This window comes from Nesterenkonia alkaliphila, assembly GCF_009758175.1.
In the GTDB taxonomy this organism is placed as follows: Bacteria; Actinomycetota; Actinomycetes; order Actinomycetales; family Micrococcaceae; genus Nesterenkonia; species Nesterenkonia alkaliphila.
Window position 1 is genome coordinate 1 of the sequence record NZ_WRPM01000013.1, and the last position, 15,658, is coordinate 15,658.

The window sequence follows — 15,658 nt, forward strand, 5'->3', positions numbered from 1 at the left end:
CCGCCGCCATCAACGCCATCCACTCAAACAGCAAACCTGACTAACGTGAGCCAACTCGGGTCAAACAGCAAACCTGACTAACGTGAGCCAACTCGGGTCCCACGTCCCTACACCTGCCCCATTCAAGAGATGAATCCCTCGAGAGAAGGCTGGGAAGCACTGGGAATAGCCAGGAAGCAGTGCTGCAACCATGCAGTCGTCTTATTCAACACCGGTCTTCCTGCCCCCTCGGGTTTCTATAGCAAGCTCCTACCCACAGCTCTCATTGTGAATCAATGGTGCTGTGGATCTATTCCCTACGATAAGAGCAACAAGGGGGCTTAAGCGCGGATAGCGCTAACTTGCCAGACGAATGAATTCATCGGAAGACATGACATCCGCAGTGGGAAAAGCAAGGATCTTGAGGGTTGCCTCGTGCACCTCGTCGGCAGTCATAGACCCATGGCCGACGTCAGGATAGTCAAACGTCCCTGTAGCATCAGAGAGGAACGCAACATAGTAGTCGCGGAACATCGCATCACGTGCAGTTGCGTGACAGCAATTCTCTGTTGTAGTGCCAATTATCACAACAGTATCGACTTCTGCGCCACGCAAGATGATGTCTAGATCAGTACCAAAAAATGCGCTATATCTGTGCTTCTTGATCACCGGCTCGCCCTCACGGGGAGCAAGCTCTGGATAGATCTCAATACCAGAAGTCTCATCCACCAGCCCGGCCCCCTCGGCAATTGGTGGATACAAATCGGCAAACCTACCATGATCACTCCCGTCCTCCCGATGGACATGTGTAGAGTAGATCACCTTCATCCCCGATTCCCGGGCAAAATCAATAACTTTCTTCATCTGGGGAACTGCGCGTCGAGCCTGGGCCGACTCCATTGGAGCACCTTCCTCGACGAAGTCATTCTCCATATCGACAACGATGACAGCTGTCCTCGCTGGATCAATATTCTTTATCTTGTAACCCACCATTTCCTCCTAAATATTGAAAACTTAGCGATCAAAAATTTCAGATTTCGAGCCACTGCGGCTGAGATCCTTAGGCTGCCGCCGCCAATGCCCCTGACCCTTTCCTCAGATGGGATACTCCTGATCCGAGGGCTCAACCGTGATCCATTTCAGCTCTGTGAATTCGTCGATCACTGCCCGGCCGTCAAACCGCCCGAAGCCGCTAGCCTTCGTGCCACCATAAGGAGCCTGGGCCTCATTCTGCACGGTCGCACCATTGACATGCACATGACCAGCCTGAATGCGCATGGCCACGTTCAAAGCACGAGTACTGTCACGCCCGAAGACAGCCGCGGCCAGGCCGTACTCGGTGTCATTGGCGACGCGAACAGCCTCCTCAACACCCGAGACGCGGACAATGGTGGTGACCGGCCCGAAGGTCTCCTGGTCATAGATGTCCATGTCCGGCGTCACGTTGTCCACGATCGTGGCCGGCATCCGCGCCCCGTCGGCTTTTCCTCCCGTGACAATGGTTGCTCCCTTCGCGAGAGCGTCCTCCAGGAGAGCGTTGATCCGGTCCCCGGATTCCGGCTTGTACATGGGGCCGATGACGCAGGAGGGATCCCGGGCCGGGTCACCTTCAGGAAGCCGTGCAGCACGCTCTGCGAATGCGGAGACGAACTCATCGGCGACCGTGTCATCCACCACGAAGCGCTCCGTCGACATGCAGATCTGGCCCTGGTACATGTACGCACCGAAGATGGCCGCGTTCACAGCTCCTTCGAGATCTGCGTCATCGAGGACCACCAGAGGAGCCTTACCCCCGAGTTCCAGGAGAACGGGCTTCAGATGACGCCCTGCCTTCTCTCCAATGATACGGCCCACTGCTGTGGAACCGGTGAAGTTCACCCGCCGCACTGCTGGGTTCGCAATGATGGACTCGACGAACTGGTCGGAATCGGCTGGATCGTTGGTGAGGAAGTTCAGGACGCCGGCGGGCAGCCCCGCGTCCAACAGCACCTGAGCAATCATGGCGTGGGAGCGGGGACTGCCTTCAGACGCACGGAACACAACGCTGTTGCCACAGACGATGGGATAGGCGATAGCCCGAGCTGCCAGCACACCGGCACCATTCCAGGGAGCCATGCTCAGCACGACGCCGACCGGCTGCCTCACGGTCATAGACAACGTTCCCGGTTTGTCTGTCGGAAGGGTCTCACCTTGAATCTGAGTCGCCAGCGACGCAGCCTCGCGGAAAAGCTGTGCAGTGAGAAAGACATTAAACCCCGACCATAGGGGTGCCGCACCCACTTCCCGGGTCATCGTCTCGGTAAACTCCTCAGCCCGGCTTTCCATGATGTCAGCTGCCCTCAGCAGCACCGCACGTCCGAGGGCCCAGTTTGCGACCAGGACTCAAACGCCTTCGCCGCAGAATCCACAGCCTCTGCCGCGTCATCGATGGTCGCCGCAGCAGCTTGAGTGATGACCTCGCCGTTGAGCGGGTTCCGCCGGACGAACGTCTTGCTGTCTGAACTGCGCCGTTCACTGTTGTCGATAATCAGTTGAGTCTTCATGAGGATTCCTTCGTCGTTGGAGGGTTAATGATCGGGTTAACTAACTCATAAAATGTCAATTTTGCAGTTATATCCATCGTGGTGCCTCAACCTCGTTTCCACGAGTCACCAGATGACTCGCCCTGCCTGCGGCCCAGGCAAGCACACCAGAGAGGTCGCCGCGCACCGTCCGAGTGCCCTCTCCGAAGGAAAGCTCCGGGGCATCGACCACCTCCACACGGAGGTCCTCCCCCTCCCCGGCCCTGCGCCACTTCGCCGTGATGTCCCTTAGGAGCCCGCTGAGCACCTGAACCGGGATCTGATCGAACCGGGCGCCGTTGTTGAGGTCCACTGCGTGTAGCCAGACCTCGCGGGTCCTCATCCACACGGTCTCGCTGAGCGGGACTTCTCGGCCCTGGGCGGTACGGACCACGGCGTTCCACGCATCCTCTGGTGTATCCCGCCATTCGACGTTAAGGCTGATGGCTGCGTGATCGTTCAAGTGTCGCAGGGCATGGGCCGGCAACGTGGCACCAAACTCGATTTCTGCCGCACGAGCCTCAGGAGAGGAGTACATGGGTGTCTCCACCCCGGTATTGGCCCACTGCACCAATCGCGTGATGGCTCGGGCGTTATATCCCACGTGAGCTACCAGATGGCGGCGTGTCCAGCCTGGCAACAACGACGGGCCGTCCAACTCTTGGTCCGGGAGCAGGTTCAGCATGCGGGTGAAGAAGGCCGTTCCTCGCCGGACCACCAGCAGAGCCTCTTTCAGCTCTGGGTCCTCCGTCAGATCATGCCGTGCGACCACTGGTTACACCGCCTCTACGATCGAGTTCCTGATCTCCCCGATGCCGTCGATGCTCACCGTCACGGTGTCCCCAGGCTTCAGGTAGACCTGCGGGTCACGGGCCCGGCCAACTCCCCCCGGGGTGCCGGTGAGGATGACGTCGCCGGGGTGCAACGGAAGTATCGTGGAGATGTAGGACACCAGGTGGGGAGGGGTGAACAGCAAATCTCCAATGGAGTGCTGCTGCATCACCTCGCCGTTGACCTGGGTGAGCAGCTCTGCGGTGCTCAGATCCACCTCATCCGGGGTGCTCAACACAGGGCCCAGAGGAGTGGACGCCTCCCAAATCTTCCCCTGAAGCCATTCCTTAGTACGGAACTGCCACCCTCGCATCGAGATGTCATCGGCGATGGTGTATCCCGCGATCGCCTGGTCCGCCTCCTCCTCGGAGGCCCTGCGCACCGTCTTTCCGATGACAGCTACCAGTTCCCCCTCCCAGTCCAGCTCTGGATCTTCCGGAGTGTATACGATGTCGTCATAGGGGCCGGTGAGCGTCTCGGCGTACTTGGCAAAGAGAGTGGGGTGGCTCGGCAGGTCCCGGCCCATTTCGAGGATATGGCCTCGATAATTCAACCCTACACAGACCACTTTGCCTGGACGATTGATCAGCTGGGCTACCTCAGCCTCTGCCGCAGGGAGCGTTTCCCCCGAAGCCTGCGCTGCGAGATCCTGCCAGTTCTGTTCTGACAACAGTTCACCGACATCCTGATATTTGCCGATCAAAGTGTAAGTATTGTCCTCAAGTCGGGCGGCGCGTGTCCCAGCCTCGGTTCGAATGGTAGCCAGTTTCATTGGAGTTCCCCCTCGGTATGGGTTCGGGAGAAGTGCAACTTCTCCATGATCGGGCGGTCATTGAAAGCGAAGAGATCCAAAGCGCTCTCGGCTTGGATCTCTGTGGCGGCCCAGGATGGGGAGACCACGATGTCCCCGGTCTCCACCTCGTGAACCTCGTCGTCGATGATGAAACGGCCCCGACCTTCAAATACCTGGAAGACTTCGGAGCCGACCTTTCGAGTTTTGGCTGTCTGAGAGCCTTCACGCAGGCGGTGGAACTCTGCACGGATGGTGGGCATCACGTCCCCGCCTGTAGTTGGGTTGACGTAGCGTACGGCGGCGTGCCCTTGTTCGACAGTAGCCGGGTGCCCTTCGTCCTCCAGCGCCAACTGCTCGGTCAGTGCACGATCGGTATGCTCCCACCGGTAGGCTCCGATCGGTGAGTTCACAGTGTCTTGCAGCCCAGAGAGCGGGCGCAGCCCCGGGTTGCACCAGAGTCGCTCCGAGCGCGATATCTCCGGTGTTGATTCATCTGTCACCCGGTCAATGCCAAACTCGAAGAACGATGTGTCGGTGTAGTGGACGAAAGGGATGTCCAAACCATCGATCCACGCCATCGGGGCGTCAGACTCGTTGTAATGACCGTGGAAGTTCCAACCCGGGGTAAGCAGGAAGTCGCCACGGCTCATCCGAACCGGGTCGCCATTGACAACGGTCCAGACTCCTTCTCCCTCGACCACAAACCGGAAAGCGTTCTGCGAGTGCCGATGCTCCGGAGCGACCTCTTTAGGACCGAGGTATTGAATGGCGCACCAGAGCGTAGGCGAGATATAAGGGCGCCCTCCAAGACCGGGGTTAGCCAAGGCGATCGCTCGGCGTTCTCCCCCGCGGCCTACCGGAACCAGTTCGCCTGCATCTTCTGCCAGGGGCAGCAGGTCCTGCCATCGCCAGGTATAGGGGATCGCCGCCGGTTTGGGCACCTGCGGCATGAGGTCACCGATCTCGGTCCACAGCGGAACCATGTGGCTGGCCTCGAACTTCGCATAAAGCTCGTCAAGGCGACGCTGCTCCTCCGGGGTTGGCGGAGGAGGTTTGGGAATGCTGGGGTCATTATGGGTGCCCATCACGCTCTCCTTCTCGGTCGTAGTTGGTCTGCGATGTGCTGGATGGTTCCATGCGTCGACGCACATCTTCACGCAGAGCCTTCTTATTGATCTTGCCAACGCGCGTCATCGGTATTTCATCGATAATTTCGAGCCGCTCGGGAAGCTTAAAGGGGGCCAAGCCTGCGTCAGTCAGCTCAGTCCGGACCTGCTCCAGAGTGATGTTCTCTCCCTCACGAAGCTTTACATAGAGGCAGAGCCCCTCGCCCAGCGAGGGGTCAGGCATAGCGACGGCGGCGGCCATCTCGATGGCGCTGAGGCGGTAAACCAAGCTCTCCACCTCTTCGGCGGATATTTTCTCACCGCCCCGGTTGATGATGTCCTTATCCCGACCGTGAACCACGAGGTTGCCGTCGGGGCGCCGCTCGACGATGTCCCCGCTGCTGTACCAGCCCTCCACGAAGGAGCGTTCGTTAGCCTCCGGAGCGCGGTAGTACCCGCGCGGAGTGTAGGGGCCGCGGGTGAGGATCGATCCGGGCTGTCCATCGGGCAGGTCCTGCCCCAGCGGATCGACGATGCGGATATCATCGGCGGACGAGACGGGCCGGCCTTGGGTGGTGGTGATGACCTCCTCCGGGTCGTCCAGGCGGGTCATGTTGATCAGGCCCTCCGCCATGCCGAAAACCTGCTGGAGGGTGCACCCGAGGACGGGCCGGACGCGTGCCGCAAGTTCGTCGGGGAACCGTGACCCTCCTACCTGCAGGACCTTGAGCGAGGAGATGTCCGGCAGGTCCGCGGTCTCCTCGACATAGTCGATCCATCGTTGAGCCACCGCAGGAACTGCTGCTGTGACAGTCACTCCCTCGTTCTGGATGGTCTGCAAGGCTTTCACCGGATGGGGACTGGACAGCATGACCACGGTCCCGCCCGCGAAGAGTGCTCCGAGCAGTCCGGGACACCCCAGGGGAAAGTTGTGGCCGGCGGGAAGGGCCACCAGGTAGACCGTATCCTCGCTGAGACCCGAGACGCGGGAACATTCCCGGATGTTGTAGTCGTAGTCGTTGTGGGTTCGGGCGATCAGCTTAGGCATTCCGGTGGTGCCGCCGGAGAGCAGGAACATCAGCACTAAGTCCGGATCAGGCTGAGGAATACCACCCGCCTTTTCCTTGGGGGAGTCCTCCGACGCCGAAGGTCGGAGCAGGTCATCTAGCGATACCTCATCGGCCTGGGCCGTGCCGCTGATCATGATCATCTCGACACTCGCAACCTCCTCGGCCACCTGTTGCGCCAATCTCCGGTGGTCGAAGTCCTTGATCCTCTCCGGCACTGCCACAGCTCGCGCCTCCGCTACCTCGGCCACGGCCCGCATCTCGTGGAGGCGGTGGCCCGGAAGAGCCATCACTGGCACGATGCCAGCTCGGAAACATGCCAGGGTGAGCACCGCGAACTGCCAGGAGTTCGGCAGTTGCAGGACTATCCGGTCATCGGGCCTCAGCCCGATGTCGAGCAGCCGGGCGGCGGCGGCCTCCACACGGTCCACCAGCTCCCCGAAGGTAATACGGACGTCCCCGTCGACCAGGGCGACCTTGTCCTCGCGTCCTTTGGCCGATTCCATCAACACGGCGTGGAGGGGAAGGTCCCTCCACAGCCCCTCCTGCCGGTAGCGGGCAGCGGTCTCCTCCGGCCAGGGAACGGTCCCTTCAGCGGTGGGAGTTGTCATCAGCGGTCCTCCTCTCGGGTGGTGATGACCGCGTCGAGGGCCACTAGGCCCTCCGATGTGACGCGGAGCGGATTGATTTCGATGTCGATGATCAGAGGGGATTCCAGAAAGGCGGAGGACAGTGCTGTCACTGCTCGGACCAGCTCCTGCGGTTCGAGACGTGGACGGCCGCGGAACCCGCTCAGCAGCTGACGATGCTGAAGGCGTTCCGGCATCTGCTCGACCCACTGCGGGCTCGCCGGCAGCGCACAGATGGCGACGTCCTCCTTCACTTCGGCCTCTAGCCCTCCTAGGCCAAAAACCAAGATGGGGCCAAAAACCGGATCCCGGCGGAGCCCGAGGAGGAGATCAGTACCAGAAGGTGCCATCTCCTCGACCAGGAACTCCCGCGCTCCTGCCCGGCGCAGATTCTGCAGCGCGGAGTCCATTTCCTCCGGAGTTCGTATCCCCAGCTGGACCCCTCCGAGCTCCGTTTTATGAATCACCGCCGCATCGAGCAGCTTGATCGCCACCGGAGGACGTAGGGTCGTGAGCGCAGCACGCGCCTCCGCTTCATCAGTGCACACCACCCGGGCAGGCGTGCGAAGCCCGATCGAATCGAGAAAAGTCTTAGCCGCGGCTTCGTGCCAAGGCCCCGTCCCGGAGAGGGAGACAGCCGAAGGCAGTTGCTCTGCTTCTCTGGCATTTCGGAAAGCCTGCCGGTGGACGTCGGAGTCCAAGGCAGCGAGCCCCTGAGCCAAGGCACCGGGGCCTTGAAGCACCGGCACTGCCGACCCCGTCTCCTCCCTGACTCGGTTCATATCTTCCTGAGGTCCATCAACAGCGATGACGACGGGTTTCTGACCTAGCAGCCCAGACTGCTCCAGTGCGGCAGGTAGCGAGACCACCGGTTCGGTAATGCCATAGACTCCTACCGCGGAAACCTGCGGATCGGCGCCCACTGCACGCAGAATCTCCGGGTACTCTGGCCCCGGCCTTCCTGTGTCCACAGGGTTTCCCAAGAACGTCATCGGAGGCAACAGCGAACCCAGTCGCTCCCGCGTCTGCCCGCTCAGAGGGGGTAACTCCACACCACGGTTGCCCAGCTCATCGGCGATCAGCATCCCGGGGCCGGCCTGCCCGGTGACAAGCGCCGGACCTCTCCCAGAACTGTAATCGCGACGCTGGACAGTGAGCGCGCTCGCGGCGTTGACCAACTCACGCTCGTCGTTCACTAGCACCGCTCCGACCTGTTCGAGCAGGGCACGAGTGGTCGCCCAGGAGGTGGCCAGCGATCCTGTATGAGACTGGGCGAACTCCTCGATGTCGCTCTTCCCAACCACCAGCGCCGCGACGGGCTTGCGCGAGGCCAGGTGCTCCACCGCTTCCAGAAGCCGGGGACCATCAGGAACGGTCTCGATATGCAGGGCAACAGCGGCAGTGTCGGGATCTTCTGCCAGGAACTCCAGAACATCCGGGGCTGTGATATCAAGACCCCCACCGATCCCAACCCCCGTGCTCACTCCGGCTCCGGCGGCATCGAGTTGGAAGGCCAAGGCGTGATTGACCCCCCCGCTGGCTGCCACAACGCCTACCTTTCCTGGGCGCAACGAAGCAACACCAGGGACAAAACTGGCAAAAAGCTCTTCAGCCGTCCGGAAGAATCCGGAAGTGTTCGGCCCCAGTAACCTAATTCCTGTCTGAGCCAGCACTTTCTCAACATCTCTTTGATAATCGGTGCCTGGTCCCCCAGCCTCTGCAAAGCCACCGGCGCAGACAAGAGCAGCACCAATTCCTGCCTCAGCGCAGTCGGCGAGAGCCTGGGCAGTAGCCGCCGCGGGAATGCAGAGCACAGCGAGGTCGAGCTCCCCACCAGCTGCTTCAACGGCTTCCTCGGGCGTAGCGTACATGTCAGGTGATTTCCCGTTGACCGGAAACACATTGGCAGAAGAACGTCCGAGTGATGAAAACATCACCTGCCCCAGCTTTCCTGGCTTGGGGGAGGCGCCAATGACTGCTATACCGCGTGGAGTGAAGAGAGCATCCAGTTCCGCTCTCAGAGCAGCCTCTGCCATCAGTGAGCTCCCTCAATAAGCGCAACAGCATCAGCACGGCCGGAGAGGACCAAAGTTTCAGGATCGATGTTCTCACCGTCGCCGCCTACCAAGATAGTCGGAATGCCTCGCTCCAGCCGCAACTCCTCAGAGAGGCGGATCCGGTCCAGCAGGTCTCCCCCGGTCACCGCAGCGATCTCTGCACTCTCAGGCAGAGTGGAGTCAGCGCCGACCGCCACAGAGGCCACCGCAGCCGCGGGAAGCTGCACCGGGAGACCGCCCTTGGCTGAGAGGTCCTCCACATTGAAGGGGGCTCCTCCGTAGTGCAGGAAACGGGAAGGGAGCTGTGCTGAAGCCGTACGCAGGGGCGTATCAAGCACCGCCGCACTGCCGTGCCGCAGTTGCCACTCCCTACGTGCCCGAGCGACGAACTCAGGATCCCGGCGTTCGATACGATCAATATTGATGGATCGAGAGAAGAAGTGGAATGTAAATTGCCAGGGCTCGAAAGCATCGTAATATCGCCCAAAGCGTTCCCACCAGCTTAGTCCGCCTCGCGCAGAGCCCTGGATCCGATCCACAGATGGCTGGCGCTGTGCCTCATAAGCGCTGAAAGCCTGCTCTAGTGTTGAGTGTCCTGCTGTGAGCTCACGGGCAAGAACGATGGCGTCCTCCATGGCCATCTTGGTTCCAGATCCTACGGAGAAGTGGGCGGTATGGACCGCATCCCCCAGTAAAACCACATTCCCGCTGTGCCACCGTTGCGAACGCCGTGTGCGGAAACTTCCCCAGCGAGAGTTATTGGCGATGATGCGTCCTCCGTCGAGATCCTCCCTGAACAGTTCTTCGATGAACGCCCTCGTCTTCTCATCGGAAACCCCCGGAGGCTGAGTGACGTCGAACTCATCGAGACCGGCTTTGCGCCATGTGTCTGGGTCGGTCTCCACGATGAATGTGCTAACACTGTCGCTAATGGGGTAGGCATGAGCCGCAAAATGGCCATACTCACTTTTACGGTGCACAAAAGTGAGTCCGTCGAACATGTAATCAGTCCCAAACCAGATGAACTTCGCCTCTGCGGTTTCAACACTGTGGCCGAGATCCTGAATCACTGAAGAACGAACAAATGAGTTAGCTCCATCTGCCCCTACGATTACGTCGTAGTCCTGCAGTTCCGAAAGGTCAGAGATATTCGTGCCAAAGTTCAGTTGCACTCCAACGTCATCGGCACTTTTCTGAAGCAGAGGTAACAGGACCCTTCGATGGATAGCCGCCATCCCATTGCCTTGAAAGGCGTGGCACTCTCCTTTAAGCCAGACTTCAATGCGGTCCCAATGGCGACCATGGTCATTCAGACCATCAAGCAACACTGAGTCAGCCTCGTGGATCGCCTTCAACGTTGCGTCTGAGAAAACCACCCCAAAACCGAACGCATCCTCCGGCTGGTTCCTCTCGAAGACCGCAACTTCTGCAGAAGGGTCCTGACGCTTGAGCAGGGTGGCGAGAAACAGCCCCCCTGGCCCTCCCCCCACACATGCAATGCGACGACTCATCCTTCCTCCCTATCTCCAGATCCAGGATTTATAAAACATTCTAACCCCTACAGGCGCTCCAATGTTACATTAGCTATCCGTGGCGGCGAGGGTCATGCAACTGTACCTCCATCGAAGACCGCCAACTTATCCCCCGAAAGCTAGCAGTAAAGCGAGAGAAGCACCACAGTCCTCACCATAGACAATTGGTAACATTCTCAATACGTCTGCTACTTCCGTGTCATACGTTAGTGTATCTCAAATCACACGCTAAGACGAGGTCTCTGTCATTTTTCGAGATAGCAGCCGATCCATGGCAAGAAACCACACACCCATTGCTTCAACCCAGGTGTAACATGAGACAGTTCCCCCAAACGTTCCGTAAGGTACCTATGCCACCCAACTCTCGTTCCCTCATCATGGACCTCTTCGGCGAGTACTTGAGATACGCCAACCAAGGAGAAATTCGCTTGGGGTCCCTCTTAGATTTGCTGGAAAGCTTTGAAATTGAGAGAAGCAGCGCCCGCGTCACCTTGTCCCGATTGAGGGATGAGGCATGGTTCACGACCTATCGAACGGGCCGAGAGACAGTTTATCGCCTGTCCGATCGAATGCAGGAGGTTCTTGACAAAGGCCGTGAACGGATATTCACGCGAGTCGACGACGAATGGGACGGTTGGTGGACCCAACTCTTCTATCAAATTCCTGAAGCAAAACGAAACAGTCGGGAAACATTGCGGAAGCAACTCACCTGGCTTGGTTTCGGCCAGTTCGCCTCATCCACGTGGCTCTCTCCACGCCAAGAAGATAAGCGCATTAAACAGCTTCAGGGCGATTTCCCAGAGGCAAGCATGGCGGTGCTCAGATCCAGAACCACTGAGCTGACAAGCGATGAAGAACTCGTCAGCCGGTGCTGGGACCTCAATAAACTGACCGAGGATTACCAGGATTTTATCAAACGCTACTCTGCAATGGAGGGTGGCAAGCTTCCTGAGGGCCAAGGCGCCCTTAAAACGCAGATAGAGCTCCTGGCAGACACTCGCAGGCTGACTTTTAGAGATCCGAATCTTCCGATCGAACTTCAGCCTAAGAACTGGCCGGGGCGCGAAGCTTTTGAGCTTTTTCGACGTTTACACTTCCGCCTGAGCATGCCAGCTACATCGTACGTGGAGTCGGTAATAGGTGCAGTTGTCACTGACTGGTGAGATCCCCCAACTTAGTGAGCGCCTTCACCTTCAGGACGCCAGCTAAATCGGAATTCCATTTATGCCCCTTGTAGCGAGGTCTCAGTGTCTTCTGAGCTGTCCTTCATCCAAGGGAGCAGCAATGCAGTCATAGCAAACACAAGAAGGCATAGGGTCTGAAACAGATAGAGCGGAACCGAGGGCACTTGCAGATAAAGCCCGGGGAGGCTGTACGAACCCTCTAGGGCTGCAGTCATACGCAAGAAACTATGATAGAACCATACGCAGATAATGACGACAGTCGCAATCCATGCCACAATTTTTATGCCATGATTGATCATTTTGGGAAGGCGATCAAATGCAAGCTCAAGCCCAACGTGGGCGCCATGCTGTAGGGCTGGAGCTAAAGCTGAAAATATACAAATACTTAAAGATATCCTAGCAAAGTCGTTCGCCCAAGGAATTGGGTCGCTGAGAACGTATCTAAATATTACGGATACGAGTATACTGACTAGCATCAGGACTATGGCTATACTGCTTAAATATATCAGTAGAGCGTTTACAGTCTTGATCGATCCGACTGCAGCAATCCTCGGTGACTTCATATGCAATCTCCCATAAACTCTTATATGCTCGCTATCTTCCCGTCATAAAAAGGGCCACTTCGGGAAATATCAGCAAAAGCACCATTGCACCCGCGAAGGCCGGGAGATAAATGGCGGACCCCGACACTATGTCTCTAAATTTGAGCTGCGGTATAACGCGCTTCAGAACAAACAGATTAAACCCTACAGGAGGCGATATCATTCCGATCTCTACAGCAATAAGGAAGAAAATTCCAAACCATACCGGATCATACCCTAGAGCAACAACGGTAGGGAGGAGCACCGGGGCCATGATCACGATCATGCTCATCGGGTCTAAAAACATCCCCAGACCTATGAGGATAAGACCGATGACGATCATAATTGCCCATCTTGGGGCTTCCAGATCAGCCGTAAAGCTCGCAAGCTCTCGCGGAACGCCGATAATGGTGACAATATATGCCACAAACAAACCAGCGATTAAGAGCAGCAAGAACATACCAGAGGTGAGGACTGTAGCTTTCAGAGCGTTCGAGACAACTCTGAAAGAACGCACGCCACCCACGGTGTACGCAATCACAAGAGCACCTAAAGCTCCCAATGCAGCAGACTCAGTTGGAGTCACAACCCCCTGATATATTCCACCGATCACGACGCCGAATAGCGCCAGCACGCTGAGGAGTGACACGTATGCTCGAGCAGAGCTCGGAAGATTCTCCTCACCATCAGAAACCTCAGGGACAGTCTCGGCGTTCAAACTCCTACTCTCATCTTCATGTGTAGCGCTATGTACCTTCTCCTTCTTCTTTGAGTAAAGAGGAAGAACGAGCACTGTCGTCACCATGAAGAGTCCAGTAAGAATCAGGCCCGGAATAATCCCGGCCACGAACAAATCCCCCACTGAAGTCTCAGTGATTACTCCGAACACGATTAGGCCGACACTCGGGGGGATCAGAATTCCCAGAGTGCCTCCAGCGGCCACCGCTCCACTAGCAAGACGCGGAGGGTATCCGTTACGGAGCATCTGGGGGATTGCCATAGATCCGATAGTCGATGCAGTCACCGGACTCGACCCTGAGACGGCCGCAAAACCCGCGCAGCCTGCGATTGAGGCATGCAACATTCCGCCACGAACTCTCCGGAGAATCCGTTCGCCAGCAATGAAAATGTCTGTCGCGACTGTAGTCCTCCTCAGAACCTCGCCCATGAGGACGAAAAGCGGAACTACAGTGAATATGAACGCCATCGCTTCATGGGCGCCGATCGAGGCAAGGTGGGAGACTCGAACCCCAGGCACAACAGTGAGTGCAGTAATTATTCCTGCGCCAAGCATCGCGATGGCTACGGGTACCCGCAGTAGGAGCAGTCCGGCTAAGACCCCGAGCAGAACCACTAGCTCAAGCCACATGAATGGCTACCTTTCTTTCACCTTGTTGGCAATGTGTCCAGTTTTCGAAATCACCTACTCTGACTCACCTGAGAAAATCTCTGCCAACTCAGCTCCGGCCTCACTTCTCTCCGCAGCATTGTCGGCTTCATTCTCCACAACCGGAACGATTTCTGTGAGCAGAAGCTCCATCTGCTCCTCATCGAGCGTCAGAACGTCGGCCCCCGGATCGTTCTCGATAGCCTCCCAAGCCTCCTGCTCTAGCTCACTGAACATCTCCGGAGTGCTTATGCCAACTTCGCGAAGTGCCTCAGCTGCTGCTTCTTGATCCTCTTGCGAAATCTGGTCCCAACTGTCGGAGTTTGCCAGCCAGAAAATTGGGTTTGCTCCAGCATTTACATGAGTAACATAAGGCGCTACTTCAAGAACATTGAGACTTACCAGCAATGGCGGAGTGGTGATGCTTCCATCGACTTGGCCAGTCTGTAGCGAAACATACAGATCAGCGGGGTCAATCGTGGTCGGAGAAGCCCCCAACGCTGTCAGCTGGTCTCCTTGAACAGGACCAGTTGTTCGCACGAGCTGACCGCTGAAGTCATCAGGTTGAACTAAATGGTGCGTACGATGGGCAAAGACCCAATCCTGCGACGATGGTCCCCAAGTCAACAACTCCACGTCAGCAAAGACGCTCTCAAACGCCTCAGTCGCTTCATCATAGAATGGCTCATAATCATCAAATACATGCGGGGGGAACGCTCCGATTCCCTCTAAGAAAGCAACTTCTGGAAAACGATTGGATAGTGCGTGAGCTGCAACCAGTACAACGTCGGCCGTTCCATCTTCGACGGCTTCGTAGGCACCAGATTGAGGAACTAATGATCCCGCATAATGCGGCTCGAAGGTGACCCGACCCTCAGTAGCTTCCTCAACGGCTTCAGACCACTGGCGGAAATTCTCTGAGAACATATCATTCTCTGGAGTAAAAATTGCAACTGATAATTCTATCTCAGGATTCTCACCGCTCGTCTCCCCTCCACACGCAACGAGCAGCAACGAAGTTGCCGCCAAAGCTCCAAGAGCTCCGCGCCATTTGCCGCTCCTCGAGGAGGTACTGCCGGTACGAGGTTCTGAATGATGGATGTTCGGTACTTTCATCCCGAGTGCCTTTCTATTTGTAGTCAGACTTAGACGCAGGGCCTGGCCGACCCTCCCCTCACGCCTGAGCTCTGTCTCGCTATTCAGAGTTAGTGGGCGGCTGAAACATTCAGCTCCGCTAGGTTTCCATTGCACGTGGAGCACTAGAGCTCACCCGAAGCATAAGTCCCGTCAGTTCATAAGCCATGACGATGACCGAACCTCAAGCTCGCCCGTGATGCGGATCACGCTCATATAGTACACCACAACCTGCGCTCGTCGCGACAATCTTTCTATAAAATACCAGAGAATAGGATGATACGACTGATACTGCGAGCAGTTACAAGACAGAATTTCGCCGGGCGTCGTATTTATGTCTCCTATGGGAGCCTGTCCCGTCTCTCCTGCTCGACAGCGCTCTGTTGCCTAGATGACTGAATCTGTTCGTATACATGGTGCCGGAGTTCGGCGAAACTAGGAGGATAACGCGTATTGAGCTGACCTCAAGGGTTGAGAAGTTCGACTACATGGGACGCTGGAGGCTTCCGTGCCCGACTTGCAGCAATTTTGTCCTGTCTCAGGAGAAGCGGAACATTCGAGTCGCAGAAGCTAGTCGCCCAGCCAAACCTCGCGCGCTCAACCGCCCATCGAGTTCTTGCGACCCTCACACATCAAGGATACGTTCAGCCAAGTAGCGATTCAGCTGTCTATGAGCCAGGTCCAGCCTCTATGGAATTGGGGGCAACTCCGCAGGACTTCGCGGAGTGTGCGACTGAGCCCGCGCCGCGATAGACCTGACTTGGCTCATGGTCCGCGATTAGGTGGGGTCGCGTTTGGCTGACCTGGGGGTTTGTGT

The 15,658-nt window shown here is 57.5% G+C and carries 14 protein-coding genes; 2 read left to right on the forward strand and 12 right to left on the reverse strand.

Going from position 1 to position 15,658, the window contains the following annotated elements; genetic code table 11:
* Positions 1–336 precede the first annotated feature (336 nt).
* The 9 genes from GNZ21_RS02050 to GNZ21_RS02085 all read right to left on the reverse strand — a co-directional run bounded on the left by GNZ21_RS02050 (position 337) and on the right by GNZ21_RS02085 (position 10,534).
* Positions 337–972, reverse strand: coding sequence for a cysteine hydrolase family protein (locus tag GNZ21_RS02050; protein ID WP_157320901.1), 636 nt, complete (start codon positions 970–972; stop codon positions 337–339).
* A 102-nt stretch (positions 973–1,074) separates the two neighbouring features.
* The gene (locus tag GNZ21_RS02055; RefSeq protein WP_331250802.1) at positions 1,075–2,304 is read right to left on the reverse strand and encodes an aldehyde dehydrogenase; all 1,230 of its coding nucleotides are present in this window, start codon (positions 2,302–2,304) and stop codon (positions 1,075–1,077) included.
* A gap of 14 nt (positions 2,305–2,318) precedes the next feature.
* Positions 2,319–2,522 (reverse strand): aldehyde dehydrogenase family protein, encoded by a 204-nt coding sequence (locus tag GNZ21_RS16055; protein WP_268234884.1) that lies wholly within the window; start codon positions 2,520–2,522, stop codon positions 2,319–2,321.
* A gap of 67 nt (positions 2,523–2,589) precedes the next feature.
* Complete coding sequence (locus tag GNZ21_RS02060) at positions 2,590–3,312, reverse strand: maleylpyruvate isomerase family mycothiol-dependent enzyme (protein WP_188503838.1); 723 nt, start codon at positions 3,310–3,312, stop codon at positions 2,590–2,592.
* A 3-nt stretch (positions 3,313–3,315) separates the two neighbouring features.
* Complete coding sequence (locus GNZ21_RS02065) at positions 3,316–4,143, reverse strand: fumarylacetoacetate hydrolase family protein (RefSeq protein WP_157320903.1); 828 nt, start codon at positions 4,141–4,143, stop codon at positions 3,316–3,318.
* The gene (locus tag GNZ21_RS02070) at positions 4,140–5,249 is read right to left on the reverse strand and encodes a cupin domain-containing protein (RefSeq protein WP_157320904.1); all 1,110 of its coding nucleotides are present in this window, start codon (positions 5,247–5,249) and stop codon (positions 4,140–4,142) included. Before GNZ21_RS02070 ends, GNZ21_RS02065 begins: the two co-directional genes overlap by 4 nt.
* Positions 5,236–6,948 carry a (2,3-dihydroxybenzoyl)adenylate synthase gene (locus GNZ21_RS02075; protein ID WP_157320906.1) on the reverse strand — a complete coding sequence of 571 codons (1,713 nt, stop codon included), beginning with the start codon at positions 6,946–6,948 and terminating at the stop codon, positions 5,236–5,238. The genes GNZ21_RS02070 and GNZ21_RS02075 overlap by 14 nt, the downstream gene beginning before the upstream one ends.
* Positions 6,948–9,002, reverse strand: coding sequence for an acetate--CoA ligase family protein (locus GNZ21_RS02080; protein WP_157320908.1), 2,055 nt, complete (start codon positions 9,000–9,002; stop codon positions 6,948–6,950). The genes GNZ21_RS02075 and GNZ21_RS02080 overlap by 1 nt, the downstream gene beginning before the upstream one ends.
* On the reverse strand, positions 9,002–10,534 hold the full coding sequence (locus tag GNZ21_RS02085) for an FAD-dependent monooxygenase (protein WP_157320910.1): 1,533 nt from the start codon (positions 10,532–10,534) through the stop codon (positions 9,002–9,004). The genes GNZ21_RS02080 and GNZ21_RS02085 overlap by 1 nt, the downstream gene beginning before the upstream one ends.
* A gap of 371 nt (positions 10,535–10,905) precedes the next feature.
* On the opposite strand from GNZ21_RS02085, the gene GNZ21_RS02090 reads away from it, so the two are divergent.
* Positions 10,906–11,718, forward strand: a complete 813-nt coding sequence (locus GNZ21_RS02090; RefSeq protein ID WP_188503837.1) for a PaaX family transcriptional regulator — start codon at positions 10,906–10,908, stop codon at positions 11,716–11,718.
* Between the two features lie 59 nt (positions 11,719–11,777).
* Here the strand turns inward: GNZ21_RS02090 and GNZ21_RS16250 are convergent, their stop codons facing one another.
* Genes GNZ21_RS16250 through GNZ21_RS02105 form a run of 3 tightly spaced genes read right to left on the reverse strand, consistent with a single transcriptional unit; the run spans position 11,778 to position 14,823 of the window.
* Positions 11,778–12,302: a TRAP transporter small permease gene (locus tag GNZ21_RS16250; protein ID WP_157320914.1), complete on the reverse strand. Its 525-nt coding sequence runs from the start codon at positions 12,300–12,302 to the stop codon at positions 11,778–11,780.
* Positions 12,303–12,333: 31 nt separating this feature from the next.
* Positions 12,334–13,689: a TRAP transporter large permease gene (locus tag GNZ21_RS02100; RefSeq protein ID WP_157320916.1), complete on the reverse strand. Its 1,356-nt coding sequence runs from the start codon at positions 13,687–13,689 to the stop codon at positions 12,334–12,336.
* Between the two features lie 54 nt (positions 13,690–13,743).
* Positions 13,744–14,823, reverse strand: coding sequence for a TRAP transporter substrate-binding protein (locus tag GNZ21_RS02105; protein WP_157320918.1), 1,080 nt, complete (start codon positions 14,821–14,823; stop codon positions 13,744–13,746).
* Positions 14,824–15,312: 489 nt separating this feature from the next.
* Between GNZ21_RS02105 and GNZ21_RS16255 the strand changes: the two genes are divergently transcribed.
* Positions 15,313–15,594, forward strand: a complete 282-nt coding sequence (locus GNZ21_RS16255) for a helix-turn-helix domain-containing protein (protein WP_157320920.1) — start codon at positions 15,313–15,315, stop codon at positions 15,592–15,594.
* Positions 15,595–15,658: the final 64 nt, after the last annotated feature.

Bases quoted from the DNA above. Each gene is read 5' to 3' on its own strand.
- GNZ21_RS02050 (WP_157320901.1), bottom strand. From the start codon at position 972: ATGGTGGGTTACAAGATAAAGAATATTGATCCAGCGAGGACAGCTGTC.
- GNZ21_RS02055 (WP_331250802.1), bottom strand. From the start codon at position 2,304: ATGGAAAGCCGGGCTGAGGAGTTTACCGAGACGATGACCCGGGAAGTG.
- GNZ21_RS16055 (WP_268234884.1), bottom strand. From the start codon at position 2,522: ATGAAGACTCAACTGATTATCGACAACAGTGAACGGCGCAGTTCAGAC.
- GNZ21_RS02065 (WP_157320903.1), bottom strand. From the start codon at position 4,143: ATGAAACTGGCTACCATTCGAACCGAGGCTGGGACACGCGCCGCCCGA.
- GNZ21_RS02070 (WP_157320904.1), bottom strand. From the start codon at position 5,249: ATGGGCACCCATAATGACCCCAGCATTCCCAAACCTCCTCCGCCAACC.
- GNZ21_RS02075 (WP_157320906.1), bottom strand. From the start codon at position 6,948: ATGACAACTCCCACCGCTGAAGGGACCGTTCCCTGGCCGGAGGAGACC.
- GNZ21_RS02080 (WP_157320908.1), bottom strand. From the start codon at position 9,002: ATGGCAGAGGCTGCTCTGAGAGCGGAACTGGATGCTCTCTTCACTCCA.
- GNZ21_RS02085 (WP_157320910.1), bottom strand. From the start codon at position 10,534: ATGAGTCGTCGCATTGCATGTGTGGGGGGAGGGCCAGGGGGGCTGTTT.
- GNZ21_RS02090 (WP_188503837.1), top strand. From the start codon at position 10,906: ATGCCACCCAACTCTCGTTCCCTCATCATGGACCTCTTCGGCGAGTAC.
- GNZ21_RS16250 (WP_157320914.1), bottom strand. From the start codon at position 12,302: ATGAAGTCACCGAGGATTGCTGCAGTCGGATCGATCAAGACTGTAAAC.
- GNZ21_RS02100 (WP_157320916.1), bottom strand. From the start codon at position 13,689: ATGTGGCTTGAGCTAGTGGTTCTGCTCGGGGTCTTAGCCGGACTGCTC.
- GNZ21_RS02105 (WP_157320918.1), bottom strand. From the start codon at position 14,823: ATGAAAGTACCGAACATCCATCATTCAGAACCTCGTACCGGCAGTACC.